The 15,472-nt window shown below is 72.7% G+C and carries 14 protein-coding genes; 8 read left to right on the top strand and 6 right to left on the bottom strand.

What is annotated here, in order from left to right; all coding sequences use genetic code 11:
* The first annotated feature begins 96 nt into the window (after positions 1 to 96).
* The gene (locus tag AB0O15_RS18965) at positions 97 to 2,547 is read left to right on the top strand and encodes a tetratricopeptide repeat protein (protein WP_364319978.1); all 2,451 of its coding nucleotides are present in this window, start codon (positions 97 to 99) and stop codon (positions 2,545 to 2,547) included.
* Here the strand turns inward: AB0O15_RS18965 and AB0O15_RS18960 are convergent.
* The 6 genes from AB0O15_RS18960 to AB0O15_RS18935 form a co-directional block, all read right to left on the bottom strand.
* The gene (locus tag AB0O15_RS18960) at positions 2,541 to 3,317 is read right to left on the bottom strand and encodes a glucose 1-dehydrogenase (protein ID WP_364319976.1); all 777 of its coding nucleotides are present in this window, start codon (positions 3,315 to 3,317) and stop codon (positions 2,541 to 2,543) included. The genes AB0O15_RS18965 and AB0O15_RS18960 overlap by 7 nt on opposite strands.
* Before the next feature lie 70 nt (positions 3,318 to 3,387).
* Positions 3,388 to 4,569, bottom strand: a complete 1,182-nt coding sequence (locus tag AB0O15_RS18955; protein WP_364319974.1) for a UDP-N-acetylglucosamine--N-acetylmuramyl-(pentapeptide) pyrophosphoryl-undecaprenol N-acetylglucosamine transferase — start codon at positions 4,567 to 4,569, stop codon at positions 3,388 to 3,390.
* A gap of 6 nt (positions 4,570 to 4,575) precedes the next feature.
* Positions 4,576 to 5,184 (bottom strand): D-Ala-D-Ala dipeptidase VanX, encoded by a 609-nt coding sequence (gene vanX / locus AB0O15_RS18950; protein ID WP_364319972.1) that lies wholly within the window; start codon positions 5,182 to 5,184, stop codon positions 4,576 to 4,578.
* A complete protein-coding gene (gene vanA / locus AB0O15_RS18945; protein ID WP_364319970.1) occupies positions 5,174 to 6,220 on the bottom strand; it encodes a D-alanine--(R)-lactate ligase in 1,047 nt (348 codons plus the stop codon). Before vanA ends, vanX begins: the two co-directional genes overlap by 11 nt.
* On the bottom strand, positions 6,213 to 7,178 hold the full coding sequence (locus AB0O15_RS18940; protein WP_364319968.1) for a D-isomer specific 2-hydroxyacid dehydrogenase family protein: 966 nt from the start codon (positions 7,176 to 7,178) through the stop codon (positions 6,213 to 6,215). The genes vanA and AB0O15_RS18940 overlap by 8 nt, the downstream gene beginning before the upstream one ends.
* Positions 7,179 to 7,593: 415 nt before the next feature.
* A complete protein-coding gene (locus AB0O15_RS18935) occupies positions 7,594 to 8,448 on the bottom strand; it encodes an SDR family oxidoreductase (protein WP_364319966.1) in 855 nt (284 codons plus the stop codon).
* Between the two features lie 88 nt (positions 8,449 to 8,536).
* On the opposite strand from AB0O15_RS18935, the gene AB0O15_RS18930 reads away from it, so the two are divergent.
* From AB0O15_RS18930 to AB0O15_RS18900, 7 genes are all read left to right on the top strand, one after another.
* On the top strand, positions 8,537 to 9,079 hold the full coding sequence (locus tag AB0O15_RS18930; protein ID WP_364319964.1) for a helix-turn-helix domain-containing protein: 543 nt from the start codon (positions 8,537 to 8,539) through the stop codon (positions 9,077 to 9,079).
* 22 nt (positions 9,080 to 9,101) lie between these two features.
* On the top strand, positions 9,102 to 9,710 hold the full coding sequence (locus AB0O15_RS18925; RefSeq protein ID WP_364319962.1) for an SDR family oxidoreductase: 609 nt from the start codon (positions 9,102 to 9,104) through the stop codon (positions 9,708 to 9,710).
* 81 nt (positions 9,711 to 9,791) lie between these two features.
* Positions 9,792 to 10,844 carry an NAD(P) transhydrogenase subunit alpha gene (locus tag AB0O15_RS18920; RefSeq protein WP_364319960.1) on the top strand — a complete coding sequence of 351 codons (1,053 nt, stop codon included), beginning with the start codon at positions 9,792 to 9,794 and terminating at the stop codon, positions 10,842 to 10,844.
* Complete coding sequence (locus AB0O15_RS18915; protein ID WP_364319958.1) at positions 10,841 to 11,137, top strand: NAD(P) transhydrogenase subunit alpha; 297 nt, start codon at positions 10,841 to 10,843, stop codon at positions 11,135 to 11,137. The genes AB0O15_RS18920 and AB0O15_RS18915 overlap by 4 nt, the downstream gene beginning before the upstream one ends.
* Positions 11,134 to 12,522, top strand: coding sequence for an NAD(P)(+) transhydrogenase (Re/Si-specific) subunit beta (locus AB0O15_RS18910; protein WP_364319956.1), 1,389 nt, complete (start codon positions 11,134 to 11,136; stop codon positions 12,520 to 12,522). The genes AB0O15_RS18915 and AB0O15_RS18910 overlap by 4 nt, the downstream gene beginning before the upstream one ends.
* 139 nt (positions 12,523 to 12,661) lie before the next feature.
* Complete coding sequence (locus tag AB0O15_RS18905) at positions 12,662 to 13,525, top strand: WD40 repeat domain-containing protein (protein WP_364319954.1); 864 nt, start codon at positions 12,662 to 12,664, stop codon at positions 13,523 to 13,525.
* A gap of 57 nt (positions 13,526 to 13,582) precedes the next feature.
* Complete coding sequence (locus AB0O15_RS18900; protein WP_364319952.1) at positions 13,583 to 15,472, top strand: hypothetical protein; 1,890 nt, start codon at positions 13,583 to 13,585, stop codon at positions 15,470 to 15,472.

Here is a 15,472-nt window from a genome sequence, read left to right as displayed (position 1 = left end):
CGTTGTGCTCCCTCCGTCGCGCTAAGAGGCTTGCCGCGGGCGAAAGGGTTGCACGCGCTCGCCAGTTTTTCTGAGCCGGCGTGGTATCAAGTGGGCGTGTTCGGTCGACTCGTGGCGCAGCATCGGCGACGGCTGGTGCTCACCCAGGAGGAACTGGCGTCGCGCACCGGCCTGAGCGTTCGTACCCTGCGGATGCTGGAGTCGGGCAGCGGGCGGATCCCCCGGCCGAGCTCGGTGCGCCTGCTGGCCGACGCCTTCGGCCTGGCCGGCGCCGAGCGCGAGAAGTTCGTCGGGCTGGCGCTGCAACCGGCGGTCGAGGGGGCGCCCGCCGAGCTGCCGGCCGACGTGCCGGCCTTCGTCGGGCGGGCCGGCGAGCTCGACCAGCTCGATCAGACGCTGTCCGGCGCCGGGCCGATCGTGGTCTCGGCGGTCGCGGGCACGGCCGGGATCGGCAAGACCGCCCTCGTCGTGCACTGGGCGCACCGGGCCGGCCACCACTTCCCGGACGGCCAGATGTTCATCGACCTGCGCGGCTACGACCCGGGTGAGCCGGTGTCGCCGGGCGACGCGCTGGCCCGGCTGCTGGGCTCGCTGGGCGTTCCCCGCGAGGCGGTGCCGCGTGACGTCGAGGAGCGGGCGGCGCGGTTCCGGACGTTGACCACCGGCCGCCGGATGCTGCTGGTGCTCGACAACGCGGCCAGCGCCGAGCAGGTGCGGCCGCTGCTGCCGGGCAGCGGCTCCTGCCTGGTCGTGGTGACCAGCCGGGACGCGCTGGCCGGGCTGGTCGCGGTCAACGGCGCCCGGCGGCTCGACCTCGATCTGCTGCCGCGGCCCGACGCGTTGCGGCTGCTGCGCGGGCTGGCCGGCGAGCGGGTCGACGCCGAGCCGGAGATGGCCGCCACCCTGGCCGAGCTGTGCGGGCGGCTGCCGCTGGCGATCCGGATCGCCGCTCAGCTCGCCGCGTCCCGGCCGCGGCTGCCGCTGGCCGACCTGGTCGAGGAGCTGGGCGACGAGCGCCGCCGCCTCGCCGTCCTCGACACCGGCGACGATCCGCGGGCCGCGGTGTCGACCGTGTTCTCGTGGTCGATCCGGCATCTGGCGCCGCCCGCTCGGCACCTGTTCGCGCTGCTCGGCCTGCATCCCGGTCCGGAGTTCGGGCCGGCCGCGGCGGCCGCGCTGGCCGGGACCGACGTGCCGGCCGGGCGGCGGGCGCTCGCCGCGGTGGCCCGGGCCCACCTGGTGCAGGAGAACGGTCCCGGTCGCTATCGGATGCACGACCTGCTCCGGGCGTACGCGGTGGAGCGAGCCGTGGCCGAGCTGCCGGCGCCGGACCGCCGGGCGGCGCTGGACCGGCTGTTCGACTACTACCTGGCCGCCGCCGCGGCCGCGATGGACACCGTCTACCCGGCCGAGGCGAAGGGCCGGCTCAGCGTGCCGCCCTCCCCGGTCCCCCTCGGTGACCTGGCCGAACGGGAGGTGGCGGCCCGCTGGCTGGACACCGAGCTGCCGGTCTTCGCCGCGGTGGCCGCGTACACGGCGACGCACGGCTGGCCGGGTCACACCGTGCGGCTGTCGCAGACCCTGGGCCGCTACCTGGTCGGCGGCCGGCACGTCGACGCCGGGGTCGTGCACTCGCTCGCGCTGGAGGCGGCGCGGCGGCTCGGCGACCCGGCGGCCGAGGCCGAGAACCTGCGCGGGCTGGGCATCGCCAGCGTGCGCCAGGGCCGGTACGCCGCCGCGATGGACCAGATCGAGCAGGCCCGCCTGCTCTACCAGCGGGCCGGTGACGCGGCCGGCGCGGCCCGGGCGCTGGCCAACCTCGGCGCCGTCGAGCATCGGCGGTCCCGGTTCGCGTCGGCGGCCGGCCACCTGCGCCGGGCCCTGGCCGAGTACGAGCGGCTGGACGACGGCCCCGGGATCATGCGCTGCCTGATCAATCTCGGGTCGGCCGAGCTGCGGGTCGGGCGGGCCCACGAGGCCCGGGCGCATCTGGAGCGGGCCCTCGACGCCGCCCTGGCCGCGGACGACCCCGACCAGGAGGCCGCGACCCGCAACAACCTGGGCGACGTGGCGATGCAGCTGGGCCAGGTCGAGGCCGCCCGCGAGCAGTACGAACGGGCGCTGGCCCGGTTCCGCGAGCTCGGCGACCACAACGGCGTCGCCTGGTCGCTCGACTGCCTGGGATCGGTGCACACCCGCCTCGGCGACCCGTCCGCCGCGGAGGCGTACCACCGCCAGGCTCTTGATCTGTTTCAGCAGGTCAAGGACCGGGACGGGGAGCAGTGGTCGTGGAACGGGCTGGGCGAGGCGGCCTTGGCCGACGGGCGGCCCGACGACGCGCTGGCCCATCACGCGGCGGCCCTGGCGGCGGCCAAGGACACCGGCGACCCCAAACAGCAGGCCCGGGCGTACGCCGGGCTCGGCGCGGCGCACGACGCGCTCGGCCACCCCGGGGAGGCCCGGCAGCACCGGGAACGGGCGCTCACGCTCTATGCCCACCTGGGCGTCCCCGAGGCCGGAGCCCTCCGTGCGCAGCTCGGTCAGTAGACGGTGTAGCCGCCGTCGATGACCAGCACCGAGCCGGTGACGAAGGCCGCCGCGGGCGAGCAGAGGTAGACCACCGTGGGCGCGATCTCCTCGGGCATCGCGTACCGCTGCTGCGGCGCGTCCTCGATCCACATCCGGCGCAGCTCGGGCCGGTCGACCGGCGCCATCTCGGTCTTCACGTAACCCGGCGCCACGGCGTTGACCCGGATGTGGTCCGGCGCCCACTCCGCGGCGAGCGACTTGGTGAGCTGGTGGACGGCGGCCTTGGAGGCGTTGTACGGCGCCTGGGCCTGCGGCCGGTTGACGATCAGGCCCGAGATGGAGCCGATGTTGACGATGCTGCCACCGCCACCGGCGCGCAGATGACGACCGGCGGCCAGGCTCACCTTCCACACCGCGCGCACGTTGAGGTCGAACACCTGCTGCCACTCGTCGTCGGTGGCCTCCACCGCCGGGTTGTGGAAGCAGGCGCCGGCGTTGTTGACCACGATGTCGAGCCCGCCGAGCAGGTCGGCCGCGGCGTCGACGCCGCGCTCCACCTCGTCGTCGCGGGTCAGATCGGCGCTGATGCCGTGTACGTGCAGGCCGTCGCCGGCGAGCCGCTCGACCGCCTCCTGGTTCGCGCCGGCGTTACGCCCGACGAACGCGACCGACGCGCCGCAGTCGGCCAGCGCCCGCGTGAACGCATAGCCGAGGCCCCGGTTACCACCGGTGACCAGAGCCTTCTTGCCGGCCAGCGAAAACGCCTCGAGTCCGCGCGGAAATTCCATGCGGCCAGCTTAGGGCCTGTCCTGTCGATCAACCGGGGCTGCGGCTCTCGGCTGATCGACAGGAAAGGCCCTAGGTCGAACCCGCCGGGCTCGCGGTAGCGGTCAGGATCTCGGTCACGACCCGGGCGGCGGCGTCCCGGCGGCCCCGGGCCGAGGCGGCCGCGGACATCGCGGTGCGGCGGGCCGGGTCGGTCAGCACGCCGAGGACGCTCGCGTACAGGTTCTCCGGGGTCGCCGTGTCCCCGTCGAGCATGATGGCCGCGCCTTCCTCGGCCAGGCGGCGGGCGGTGACGCGTTGCTCGTCGCCGGCGGCATACGGGTACGGGACCAGGACGCACACCTGGCCGAGCGCGGTCAGCTCGGCCACGGTGCCGGCGCCGCTGCGGGCCACGACCACGGCCGCCGCGGCCAGCAGGTCGGGCATCTCGTCGTGGATGAAGTCGACGGCCCGGTAGCGGTGGGCGAGGTGGGCCGGAAGCTCGCGGGCGACCTGCTGCATCGCGACGTAGCTGTGGCTGCCGCACTGATGCACGACCTGGCAGTGCTCCAGCAGACCGGGCAGCACGCCGGTCAGCATCGTGTTGACCTGCTGGGCGCCGATCGCGCCACCGGTCACCAGCAGCAGGGGCACGGCCGGGTCGAGGCCGAACGCGGCCAGGCCCTTCGCCGGGTCGCCGTTGAGCACGGCGGGCCGGATCGGGTTGCCGGTGACGACGGCCCGGCTGCGGGCGCGGGGCGGCAGGTGTTCGAGCGAGGCCTCGTGGCTGAGCAGGACTCGGGTGGCGACCCGGGCCAGGATGCGGTTGGCCAGGCCGACGCCCAGCGTCTGCTCGTGCATCAGGTAGGGCACGCGGAACAGGGCGGCGGCGAGCCCGATCGGCACCGAGACGAACCCGCCGGTGCTGAACACCACCGCCGGCCGGGTCCGCGCCACCGTGATCACGGCCTGCAGGATGCCCAGCGGGATGCGGAACGCGTCGACGACGTTCCGGGCCAGGTCACGGGGCTGGAACGAGCGGCGGAGCTTGCCCGTGGTGACCGCCCGGAACGGGATGGCGTGGCGGGCCGCGATCTTGGCCTCGAGGCCGTCGGCCACACCGACCCACAGCAGCTCGGGGGTGGTGCCGATCTCGGCCAGCCGGGCCTGCAGGGCTTGGATCGTCGTCAACGCGGGGTAGGTGTGTCCGCCGGTGCCCCCGCCGGTGACGATCATCCGAAGCGCCTGCAGGCGCCGCGAGCTGTAGAGGGACAAGCCGAGCTACTCGACCGGGAAATCGAAGTAGGTGTCCGGGTAGGGCTCGTTCTCGAGGGTGTAGTGCCACCACTCGTTGGCGTACGCCAGGAACCCGGCGGACTCCATGATCGAGCGCAGCTGCTGGCGGTTCCGCGCCTCGTCCGGCCCGACCCCCTCGGCGCCGTGATGGGAGAGCTCGTCCATCAGGTCATGGTCGCCACCCATCGGCGTGAGCTCGCCGGTGGCCAGGTGGTAGATCGTCAGGTCGACCGTGCTGCCGCGGGTGTGGCCGGACTTGGTGGCCACGTACCCCTTCTCGAACATGTCGGCCCGGCTGATCCGCGGGTGGTACCGCTGCTTGATCCGGTCGTCGTCGGGCTCCTCGGCCCACCGCATGAAGCGGTCGACGGCGCGCTGGGGGCGGTAGCCGTCCCAGAGCAGCAGCCCGAAACCCAGCGTGGCCGCCTTGTCCCGCGCGGCGGCGAGGGCCTCACACAGGGCGTTGGAGCCGACGATCCGGTTCACCAGGTAACCATCCACCGGCTTGCCGGTGAAGTTGTCCCAGGTGGCGTACTTGGCGTCCCAGCGGACGCCGGGCACGGCCTCGTCGACGTAGGAGAAGTCAGTTTCCATCGGACTTGACCGCCAGCGCCGCCGACACCAGCCGGTCGATCACGTCGCCGAGCGAGAGCCCGGCCGCCTTCATCATCCGCGGGTAGCGGCTGTAGGAGGTCATCCCCGGCAGCGTGTTGACCTCGTTGAGGATGAAGTCGCCGCCCTCGGTGAGGAACATGTCCACCCGGGCCAGCCCCCGGCAGCCGAGCGCGGAGTAGATCGCCTTCGCGGTCTCCTGGGCCAGCTTGATCAGCGCCTCGGAGATGTCGGCCGGGACGACGAAGGTGGAGTTCTCGGAGCCCTCCTCGGGCTTCTCCTCCTGGTGGATCCGGAAGAAGCCGTGGGACAGCGCGATCCGGTCGGGCACGCCGACGAACAGATCGGTGCCGTTGCCCAGCACGGCGCAGCCGACCTCGCTGGCCACGACGGCTTCCTCGATCAGCACCTTCGAGTCGTACTGCCGCGCGACGGCCAGCGCTTCGCTCAGCTCTTCCTTGCTGGTCACCTTGCTGACGCCGAACGACGAACCCGACCGGGCCGGCTTCACGAACACCGGGTAGTCGAGCTGGTCGGCGTCGATGCCCTGGCTGGGCGTGACGATCCAGAACTTGGGGGTCGGGATCCCGGCCGCCTTGGTCACGACGTAGGCCAGGGACTTGTCCATGCACAGAGCGGAACTCTGCACATCGCACCCCACGTAGGGCAGGCCGGACAGCTCGAGCAGGCCCTGCATCGCGCCGTCCTCGCCCATCTTGCCGTGCAGCACCGGGAACACCACGTCCAGCTCGACCGTGCGGTAGCCGTCCTCCTCGAGGATCTGCAGTCCGCGCACGCTGGCGTCGGGCGACAGCACGGCCGGCCGGGTGTTGCCGGCCTCCCAGTCCGGGCCGGGGGCGTCGCAGAGCTTCCAGGCGCCGTCCTTCGCGATCCCGACGTAGAAGGGCTCGTACTTCTCGGGGTCGAGACTCTTGGCGACCTCCTGCGCGGACTTGATCGAGATGGGGTGCTCCTCGGACTGGCCGCCGAAGAGGATTCCGATTTTCGTCCTAGCCACGCTGATTCTCGCTTTCAAACTTCAGACAGTTCCTGATGGAATTTTCAACAGTGTCGCTCAAGGCGTGATCGGTGTAGAACGCCGTGTGCGGGCTGACGAACACGTTCGGCATCTCCTGCAGCCGCAGCAGGGACTTGTTCTCGATGGGTGTCCGGCTGCGGTCGGCGTAGAAGATGCCTTCCTCGCCTTCGAGGACGTCCAGCGCCGCGCCGCCCAGTTTGCCGTTCTCCAGGGCCGAGATCAGCGCCTCGGTGTCGATCAGCGGGCCGCGCCCGGTGTTGATGACGTAGGCGCCGGGCTTCATCTGCTCGATGCGCTGACGGTTCAGCAGGTGGTACGTGTCGGCGTGCAGCGGCGTGTGCAGCGTGACGATGTCGCTCTGCTGGAGCAGTTCGTCGAGGGTGGCGTTGACCAAGGGGTTGGCCGCGTTGCTGTCGTACGCCATGATCCGGCAGCCGAACCCGCGCAGCCGGTCGATCACCGCGGAACCGATGCGCCCGGTGCCGACCACGCCGACGGTCATGTCGCGCAGTTCCCGCCCGCGGACGTCGTGCAGCCGGTAGTCGTGGATGTCGCCCCGCCGGATGATCGACTTCGCGTTCCGCACCGCCATCAGCATGAGCATCAGGGTGTAGTCGCCCACGCTGTCGGCCGAGTAGACGATGTTCTCGACCGCGAGCCCGACGGACGCGGCGTACGCGATGTCGATGTGGTTGAAACCGATGCTCCGGGTCGAGATGTACTCCACGCCGGCCTGCTTGAGCGCGTCGAGCGTGGCGTTGGTGATCCTCGTCTTGTGGCTGACGCTGATGTGCCGGTTGCCGTGCGCCAGGGCGACGTTGGCCTCGCATATCGGCTCGTCCGTGATGGTGGGTACCACGCCCAGCCGGGGCGCCGCCGACCGGAACAGGACGGCCTCGTCCCGTTCACAGCCATAGATCGTGATTCCCAGCGTCACGTGCGGTTCCTTCCGTGTCGGCGTGGCCCGAGCCGCGCCGTCCAGCTTGTCCCCACTCACGACGCTGCGTTGCCGGTGAGCGCGCGGCCACGGCGGGTTGCCGTCACGAGCAGCAAATCCAGCAGCCGAGGATAACCAACGCGCGCCGCGGGCCCTCGGCGGCACTGCTCTGCGGTATATCAGCATCTGGCGCGGGCCCGAGTGCCATGGATAGGTAAGAACCAGCCCTACGAGCGAGAGCGGCCATCACAGAGAGTCGATCGGCGACCACAGCACCGGAGGGCCGGCACCTGCTCGAAGTCACTCATGCGGCCCGAGGATACACAGCCACGGCACGTTCGTCATCACCGGAGAGTGAGCAATTCGCGCGTCGGTGTGGAGTGATCATGAGCTCCTCGATCAGGTCCTCCGGAAATTACATGAACGCCCCGACACCCATGTCCCCGGCCACGATCCGGGCGGTCTCCTCGGCCGCCTGGCTCAACGAACCCAGCGCCGCGACCTGGACCGGCGGGGCGACCACGACCCGCGGGGGTCGCTCGCCGTCCGCGGTCTCGACCAGCGCCACCACGGCGTCGGACACCTCGCGCGCGTCGCCGCCGTGTTCCGCCGAGCGGGTGGTGATGGCGGCGACAAAACCGCCGAGCGCCGCGCCGTAGGGCTCCATCCGCTCGGCGTCGGCCGGGAACGCGCCGTTGGCGCCGATGCTGGTCGGGTACGGCGCCGCCTCGACGACCACCGACTCCACCCCGAACGGCGCGAGCTCGTGCCGCCACGCCTCGGTCAGGCTGCCCAGCGCCGCCTTGCTCGCCGCGTACAGCCCCGAGAACGGCACGGTGACCCGCCCGGCGATCGATCCGATCTGGATCAGCACGCCACTCCTCTGCCGCCGGAGCTGGGGCAACGCGGCCCGGCTGACCCGCAGCGCCCCGAGCACGTTCACGTCGAGCTGCCGCGCCGCCTCCTGGTCGGTGAACGCCTCGACCGGCCCCGCGAAGATCATCCCGGCGTTGTTCACCACCGCGTCCAGCCGCCCGGCGTCGTCCAGCACCGCCGCGACCGCCCGGTCCGCCGCCGCCTGATCGGTCACGTCGAGCTCGACGACGGTCAGATCCGGCGAGTACGCCGTGAGCTCCGCGGCCGCCTTCGCATTGCGCCCCCGCACGTCCCGCAGCCCGGCGAAGACCCGGTGACCGCGGTCGGCCAGCGCTTCCACGGTCAGCCGCCCGAAGCCACTGCTCGCCCCGGTCACCAGCACCACACGCTTCATCGTCGCTCCCTCGTCCGGTTGAAATGGGGTACCGCCCCACTTAACTGGGGTGGCACCCCACTTGTCAACGACCTAGGATCTCGGACACATGAGAGCCGACGCGAAACGCAACTACGACCAGATCCTGGCGGCGGCCGAGGCCGAGATCGCCCGGTCCGGCGCGGATGCCTCGCTGGAGAAGATCGCCCGCGACGCCGGCGTCGGCTCGGCCACGCTCCATCGCCACTTCCCCTCGCGCCAGTCGCTGCTCGAGGCGGTGTTCCACGACCGCGTCGAGGTGCTCTGCGCGAAGGCCCGCGAGCTGAGCACGGCCGCCGATCCGGGCCGGGCGCTGGCCGGCTGGCTGCGCGACCTGGCCGTGTTCGGCGCGACCACCCGCGGGCTGGCCGAGGCCATGCTCTACGCGACGCCCGCGGTCAGCGACTGCGAGGTCATGCTGCGCGACGCCGGCGGCACGCTGATGCGGCGGGCCCAGGCGGCCGGGGACGTCCGGGCCGACGTCGCCATCGACGACCTGCTGACCGTGGCCAACGCGGTCTCGCTGGCCACCCGCGACGCCACCGACGCGGCCCGGCTGGTCACGCTCGCCATCGAGGGCATCGGTGGCCCGGCCGGACACAGTGGAGGTTGACGGCCGGGGTCACTGTTCGGGCATGAGTCGTGTCGTCGTTCTGGGGGCCGCCGGGCGTACCGGTCGCCTGATTGTCGAGGAGGCGGCGCGGGCCGGCCATCAGGTCACCGCTGCCGTCCGTACCCCATCGAATCTCTCTCACGAGGTCCGCGCCGACGTGCGCGACCCGGCGAGCCTGCGGGACGCGATCCGCGGTCACGATGTGGTCGTGTCGGCGATCGGACCACCCGGACGCCGGTCGAACGGGCTGTACTCGGCGGGCGCGCGAGCCACGATCGAGGCGATGCGGGCGGCCGGCGTCACCCGGCTGCTCACGATCAGCTCGGTCGGCGTGCGCCCCGACGACCCGAACTTCTCCTGGTGGTACCGCTACCTGGTGCGGCCGATCGCCAAGGACCTGTACGCCGACATGCGGCGCATGGAGGACATCGTGCGCGCCACCGACCTCGACTGGACGTTCGTCCGCCCGACGTACCTCCAGGACCGCCCGGCCACCGGCGCCTATCGGGTCGGCGACAACGAGATGCCGCCCGGTGGCCTGCGGATCACCCGCGCCGACCTGGCCGGCTTCATCGTCGAGGAGCTTGATCAGCACCGGTGGTCGCGACGGGCGCCGAGCCTGGCCGAATGAGGTGACCGCTTGACCCACGCGCCCCGCGGGTGTTGCCTCTCTACTTAACGAAGGTTCAGGCCCGCGGCGAACGGAGCGTCCATGACGACGATCGGCGTGATCCGCGATACGGCCCCCGGGGAACGGCGCGTGGCGCTGGTGCCGGCCGATGTCGGCCGGCTGCGCGGCGCCGGTCACGAGGTCGTCGTCGAGACCGGGGCCGGCGCGGGCGCCTGGCACCGGGACGAGGCGTACGCGGCGGCGGGCGCCCGGGTCGCCGGCCGCGCGCAGGTATACGCCGACAGCGACATCGTGCTGTGCCTGCGCCCACCGGACGACCTCGACGCGCTGCACAGCGGACAGACGCTGATCGGGCTGCTGGGCCCGCTCGACGATCCCGGGGCGCCACAACGGCTGGCCGCGGCCGGGGTGACCGCGCTCAGCCTCGACCGGCTGCCCCGCACGCTCAGCCGGGCCCAGGCGATGGACGCGCTCACGTCACAGGCCAATGTGGCCGGCTACAAGGCCGCGCTGCTGGCCGCCGACGCGTACGGCGGCTTCCTGCCGATGCTGGTCACCGCGGCCGGCACCACCCGCCCGGCCCGGGTGCTGGTGCTCGGCGCCGGGATCGCCGGACTCCAGGCCATCGCGACGGCCCGGCGGCTGGGCGCGGTGGTCACCGGGTACGACGTCCGGGCCGCCGCCCGCGCCGACATCGCCTCGACCGGCGCGGCCGTCCTCACCCTGGACGCCCCGGCGGCCACCGGCGAGGGCGGCTACGCCCGGCGCCTGACCGACGAGGAGGCGGCCGAGCAGCGGCGGGCGCTCGACGAGGCGGTGGCCGGTTTCGACATCGTGATCACCGCGGCCCAGGTCTTCGGCGGGCGGCCTCCCCTGCTCGTCACCGCGTCGGCGATCGCCAAGCTGCGACCCGGCGCGGTCGTCGTCGACGTGGGCGGCAACGTCGCCGATGCCTCTTCACCGGGCGTCACCATCGTCCGGGCGCCCGACCTGGCCGCCCGGGTTCCGGAGGCGGCCTCCGCGGCGTACTCGAGAAATGTCTGTGCCCTTCTCGCCACGCTCCCGATCGACCCGGCCGACGAGGTGCACGCCGCCCTGCTGATCAGCCCGGTCGCCGAGGGGGTGGCGTCATGAGCGCGCTGCTGATGGCCGACATCACCGTCTTCGTGCTGGCCGTCCTGGTCGGCTTCGAGGTGATCAGCAAGGTGCCGGCCACGCTGCACACGCCGCTGATGTCCGGCGCCAACGCGATCCACGGCATCGTCATCGTCGGCGTGATGCTGCTCGCGGCCACCACGAGCTCCCTGGCCGGGTATGTTGTCGTGTTCGTCGCGGCGGCCTTCGCGGCGATGAACGTCACCGGCGGCTACGTGGTCACCGACCGCATGCTGACCATGTTCCGCACCGGCCGGAAGGCGCGGTCATGAGCGGCTTCGACACCACGGTCCACCTGGTCTATCTCGCCTGCGCGAGCTGCTTCGTGATCGGGCTCCACCTGATGAACGCGCCGGCCACCGCCCGCCGCGGCAACCAGGTGTCGGCGGCCGGGATGGGCGTCGCCGTCCTGGCCACGGTGGCCGTGCTGGTCCACGGCGGCCAGATCACCGCGGGCGCGGTCGTCGCCCTGGCCGCGGGCGTCGCCGCCGGCGGCGTGGCCGGGCTGATCGCCGCCCGCCGGGTCCAGATGACCGCCATGCCCCAGCTGGTCAGCCTGTTCAACGCGGTCGGCGGCGGCGCGGCCGCCCTGATCGCCCTGGGTGACGCGCTCGGGCACGCCACGGCCCTGATCACGACGGTGCTCGACCTCGTCATCGGCGCCCTGACCCTGAGCGGCTCCCTGGTCGCCTCGGGCAAGCTCGCCGGGCTGATCCCGGGCCGGCCGCTGATCGTGCCCGGCGGGCGGTGGATCACGCTGCTGCTCGCGCTGGCCACGGTCACGCTGGCCGGGCTGCACCTGACCGGCCGGGGCGGCGTCGCGGCGCTGGGCGGGATCGCGGTCGCGGCGCTGGCCGCCGGGGTGCTGCTGACCCTGCCGATCGGCGGCGCCGACATGCCGGTGGTGATCTCGCTGCTCAACGCCTGCACCGGCACGGCCGTCGCGATGGCCGGGTTCATCGTGGGCAGCAGCCCGCTGATCATCGCGGGCGCCCTGGTCGGCGCCGCGGGCGCGATCCTGACCCAGCTCATGGCCACGGCGATGAACCGGTCGATCGGCTCGATCCTGACCGGTGGCTACGGCACCGGCGACGAGTCCCCCGCGGCCGTCGGCGGGGCGCCGGTCCGCGAGATCACCGCCGAGGACGCGGCGCTCCAGCTGGCGTACGCGAAGAAGGTCGTGGTGGTCCCGGGTTACGGCCTGGCCGCGGCGCAGGCCCAGCACGAGGTGGTCGCGCTGGCCCGGGCGCTGGCCGAGCGTGGCGTGCACGTCAGCTACGGCATCCACCCGGTGGCCGGCCGGATGCCCGGTCACATGAACGTGCTGCTGGCCGAGGCCGACGCGCCCTACGAGCAGCTCAAGGACCTCGAGGAGATCAACCCCGCGTTCCCGGGTACGGACATCGTGCTGGTCGTGGGGGCCAACGACGTGACCAATCCAGCCGCCCGCCGGCCCGGCAACGCCGTCTCGGGAATGCCGATCCTGGACGTCGACCGGGCTCGCGGCGTCATCGTCATCAAGCGCTCGCTGGGCCATGGCTACGCCGGCATCGACAACGAGCTGTACGCGCTGCCGAACACCTCGATGCTGTTCGCCGACGCCAAGCGCGGCCTCGGCGCCCTGCTCACCGGCCTGCGCGAGTACGCACCTCAATAATTCGGCCTTTCGAGGCAACCCGATGATCGGCCCTTGCCAATGCCATGATCATGCTCGAATATGAATCCGCAATCTGACCCGACAGATGTTTGCCGTGGCGGCGGCTCACTTGTCACATGTTCTCGCGTGTGAGGGGCCATTGTCCGCCGATCGAAATATCGCGATCGCATTCCGCGGGGACGGGAACCGGCTCGCGCTCGGATCGCCCAGCCGCGAGCTGATCCTCTGGGACACGTCGTCGCCCGGCCGCCCGGTCCAGATGGGCGCCCTGAGCGGCGGAGGCGGAATCACCGTGGCCGCCTGGAACCCCGCCGCCGTGGCCCTGCTCGCGACCATCTCGGCCGACGGCAGCGTGGCCGGCTGGCGCGTCGTCGACGACCGCCCGCCCCAGCTCACCGCGACGATGCCCGGCTCGCGGGAACGGCCGCAACACCTGGCCTGGCTGTCCGAGGGCAAACGGCTGTTCGGCGCCACCTCGGTCGGGCACATCACGGTGTGGGACACCGACGGCACCCCGCGGGCGCGCCGGGGCCGGTCGATCGAAGGGCTGGTCATCGCCGCGTACGGCTGGGCCTCCGCCACCGTCCTGGTCTCCCACCTCGGCCACCTCGAGATGTGGAACCCGGCGACCCAGTTCGCGAAGTCGCGCCTGCTGACCGGCCGGGTCGTCGCCTCGGCGCATTCCGGCAGCCTGCTGGCCCTCGCGCACGAGGACGGCCTGATCGAGATCGTCGACCACGAACTCGAACGGGTGGCCGGCATCCGGCACCGCGCCCCCGCGCCGGCCGCCCTGGCGTTCTCCGAGGACAGCCGGGCCCTGGTGGTGGCGGCCACCGACGGCTCACTCACGGCGCTCGGCGCCGATCGCGACATCTGGTGGCACCGGCCGGGCGACGGGACGCCACCCGCCGCGATGGCGGTCGCCTCCGGCCTGATCGCCGTCGTCGGAAACCGCGGCCACGTGACCATCCTGCGCATGGCCGACGGCTCCGAAGCGGGGTAGATCCATTGGCGGACGTCGATTGACTTGATCTTGCGACCGCCACTACTGTCCGGCCGCGTGTACGGGGTGATGGCGTGGTTCGCCGAGAAACCGGTTGCGGTTGAATGGATCGAGCGTCACGCGGCCGCCGCGGCGCCGTTGATCCCCGATGAATATCGGCGCCACGAGATCGGCGGCGACGACTGGGGTGTGCGGGTGCGCCACGCGCCGCCGGGACCGTTCCGGTGGCCGGTCGTCGCGACCGGCGACGGCATCACCGCGGTGTCGCTCGGGCTGCCGGTCGGGCTCGACACCTCCGGCGGCCCGGTCCGGCTGGCCGGGCGGCTGCTCGCCGGCGAAGACGTGCACGCCGACGTGGTGCCACCCTTCACGTTGATCGCGGTCGACCGTGCCGAGCGGTTCGCGATCCAGCAGGACTGGCTGGGCATGGGACGGCTGTTCACCGCGACCGCGAACGGTGTCACCGCCTTCGCCGACCGGCCCAGCCTGCTCGCCGCGTTCCTCTGGGGCGCCCGTGAGCCGGACGTCGAGGGCTGGTGCTCGTACACCGCGAGCGGGCACTTCGGCGGCGACCGCTCCCCCATCCGCGGCGTGCGGCTGATCAGCCCCGGCGAGCGGTTCACCGGCGCCCGGCGCCCGGACGGCGGCTGGACCGTGACCTCATCGCGGCGGCGGTCGGTCGACGACGTGGTCGCCTCGGGCCTGGCCGCGCGGGCGGCCGGGCCGGACGCCGCCGTCGCCCTCGCCACCGAGGGCCTGCTGGCCACGGCCAAGGGCATCGACGGCCTGTACGGCGACGACATCACCATCGGCCTGTCCGGCGGCAAGGACTCCCGGGTGATCGCGGCGGCGTTCCTGGCCACCGGCCGGCCGGTCGGCTTCTCCACCAATGTGGATGTGCCGGCCGAGGGCGAGACGGCCCAGGAACTGATGCGGATCGCCCGGGCGAAACACGGGATCGAGCCGCCGCACCGGCTGGCCCACGTCGCCGCCCCCGCCGACGTGCTCGGGGTGAAGCTGGCCGACCGCACCCGGCGCCTGCAGGATCTCTACGACTTCCAGTTCCCGTCCACGTACGTGGTGCGCCGGGCCGCCGCGCGCCAGTTGCCCACCCCGCGCGGCGCGTCGATCAGCGGCGCCGGCGGCGAACTCGCGGTCGCGTACTGGTATCCGGCCGATCCCGCCACCGACCTGGACCGGGACGTCGCCCGGCGGACCGCCGTCAGCCACCTGACCAGCGCCGTCCCGGCCGGCACGATGGACCCGGACGCGCACGCCACCGAACGCGCCCGCATCGCCGCCGTGGCCGACCGCGCCGACGCCCTCGGCCTCGAAGGTCAGGCCATCGTGGACTACGTCTACCTGGTCGAACGGGTCCGCCGCTGGTACACCTCGGCGTACCTGTTCGGCGTGTTCACCCCGTTCCTCTCACCGGCGTTCGCGGCCGCGTCGTTCGCGCTGACCGCCCCCGAGAAGCGGGCGTGGACGCTGCACCGCGGTGTCCTCGACCGCTTCATCCCCGAATGGTCGGACGTGCCGTTCGTCAGCGGCCGGGCGGTCACCCGGTCGACCGCCACGGCCGTCTGGGACGGCGACGGCGTGCCGGCCATCAGCGACCTGCTGGACACCACCGGCGGCCCGCTGACCGCGATCATCCGGCCCGCCGCCGTCCGCGAGGCCCTGCGCGACTGCGTCGGCGGCGCCCCTGCGGGCCACCGGCGGTCGTCGCTGCTCCAGCAGTTCACCACCCTGGCCGTCGCCACACACACCCTCCAGCCGGACGCGGTACGCCACGTCACCCCCACCACGTACCGCCGGCTCACCGCGCCCCGGCGGGCCATCCCCGCCCGGCGGCTGCTCGGCATCGCGGCGCGGCGGTTCCGGTTCGTCCGGCGTACCCGGCTGGGCCGGCGCCTCTGGTCGGCCGTCCGTGATCGGCTGACCTGA

The sequence above is a fragment of the Actinoplanes sp. NPDC089786 genome, from assembly GCF_040684855.1.
In the GTDB taxonomy this organism is placed as follows: domain Bacteria; phylum Actinomycetota; class Actinomycetes; order Mycobacteriales; family Micromonosporaceae; genus Actinoplanes.
This window is presented reverse-complemented; position numbering and strand designations above follow the sequence as displayed.

What these genes read in the sequence shown, in the direction of transcription:
- AB0O15_RS18920 (WP_364319960.1), top strand. Translation starts at nt 9,792, where the DNA reads ATGACGACGATCGGCGTGATCCGCGATACGGCCCCCGGGGAACGGCGC.
- vanX (WP_364319972.1), bottom strand. Translation starts at nt 5,184, where the DNA reads ATGGAAACTGACTTCTCCTACGTCGACGAGGCCGTGCCCGGCGTCCGC.
- AB0O15_RS18915 (WP_364319958.1), top strand. Translation starts at nt 10,841, where the DNA reads ATGAGCGCGCTGCTGATGGCCGACATCACCGTCTTCGTGCTGGCCGTC.
- AB0O15_RS18930 (WP_364319964.1), top strand. Translation starts at nt 8,537, where the DNA reads ATGAGAGCCGACGCGAAACGCAACTACGACCAGATCCTGGCGGCGGCC.
- AB0O15_RS18935 (WP_364319966.1), bottom strand. Translation starts at nt 8,448, where the DNA reads ATGAAGCGTGTGGTGCTGGTGACCGGGGCGAGCAGTGGCTTCGGGCGG.
- AB0O15_RS18910 (WP_364319956.1), top strand. Translation starts at nt 11,134, where the DNA reads ATGAGCGGCTTCGACACCACGGTCCACCTGGTCTATCTCGCCTGCGCG.
- AB0O15_RS18960 (WP_364319976.1), bottom strand. Translation starts at nt 3,317, where the DNA reads ATGGAATTTCCGCGCGGACTCGAGGCGTTTTCGCTGGCCGGCAAGAAG.
- AB0O15_RS18925 (WP_364319962.1), top strand. Translation starts at nt 9,102, where the DNA reads ATGAGTCGTGTCGTCGTTCTGGGGGCCGCCGGGCGTACCGGTCGCCTG.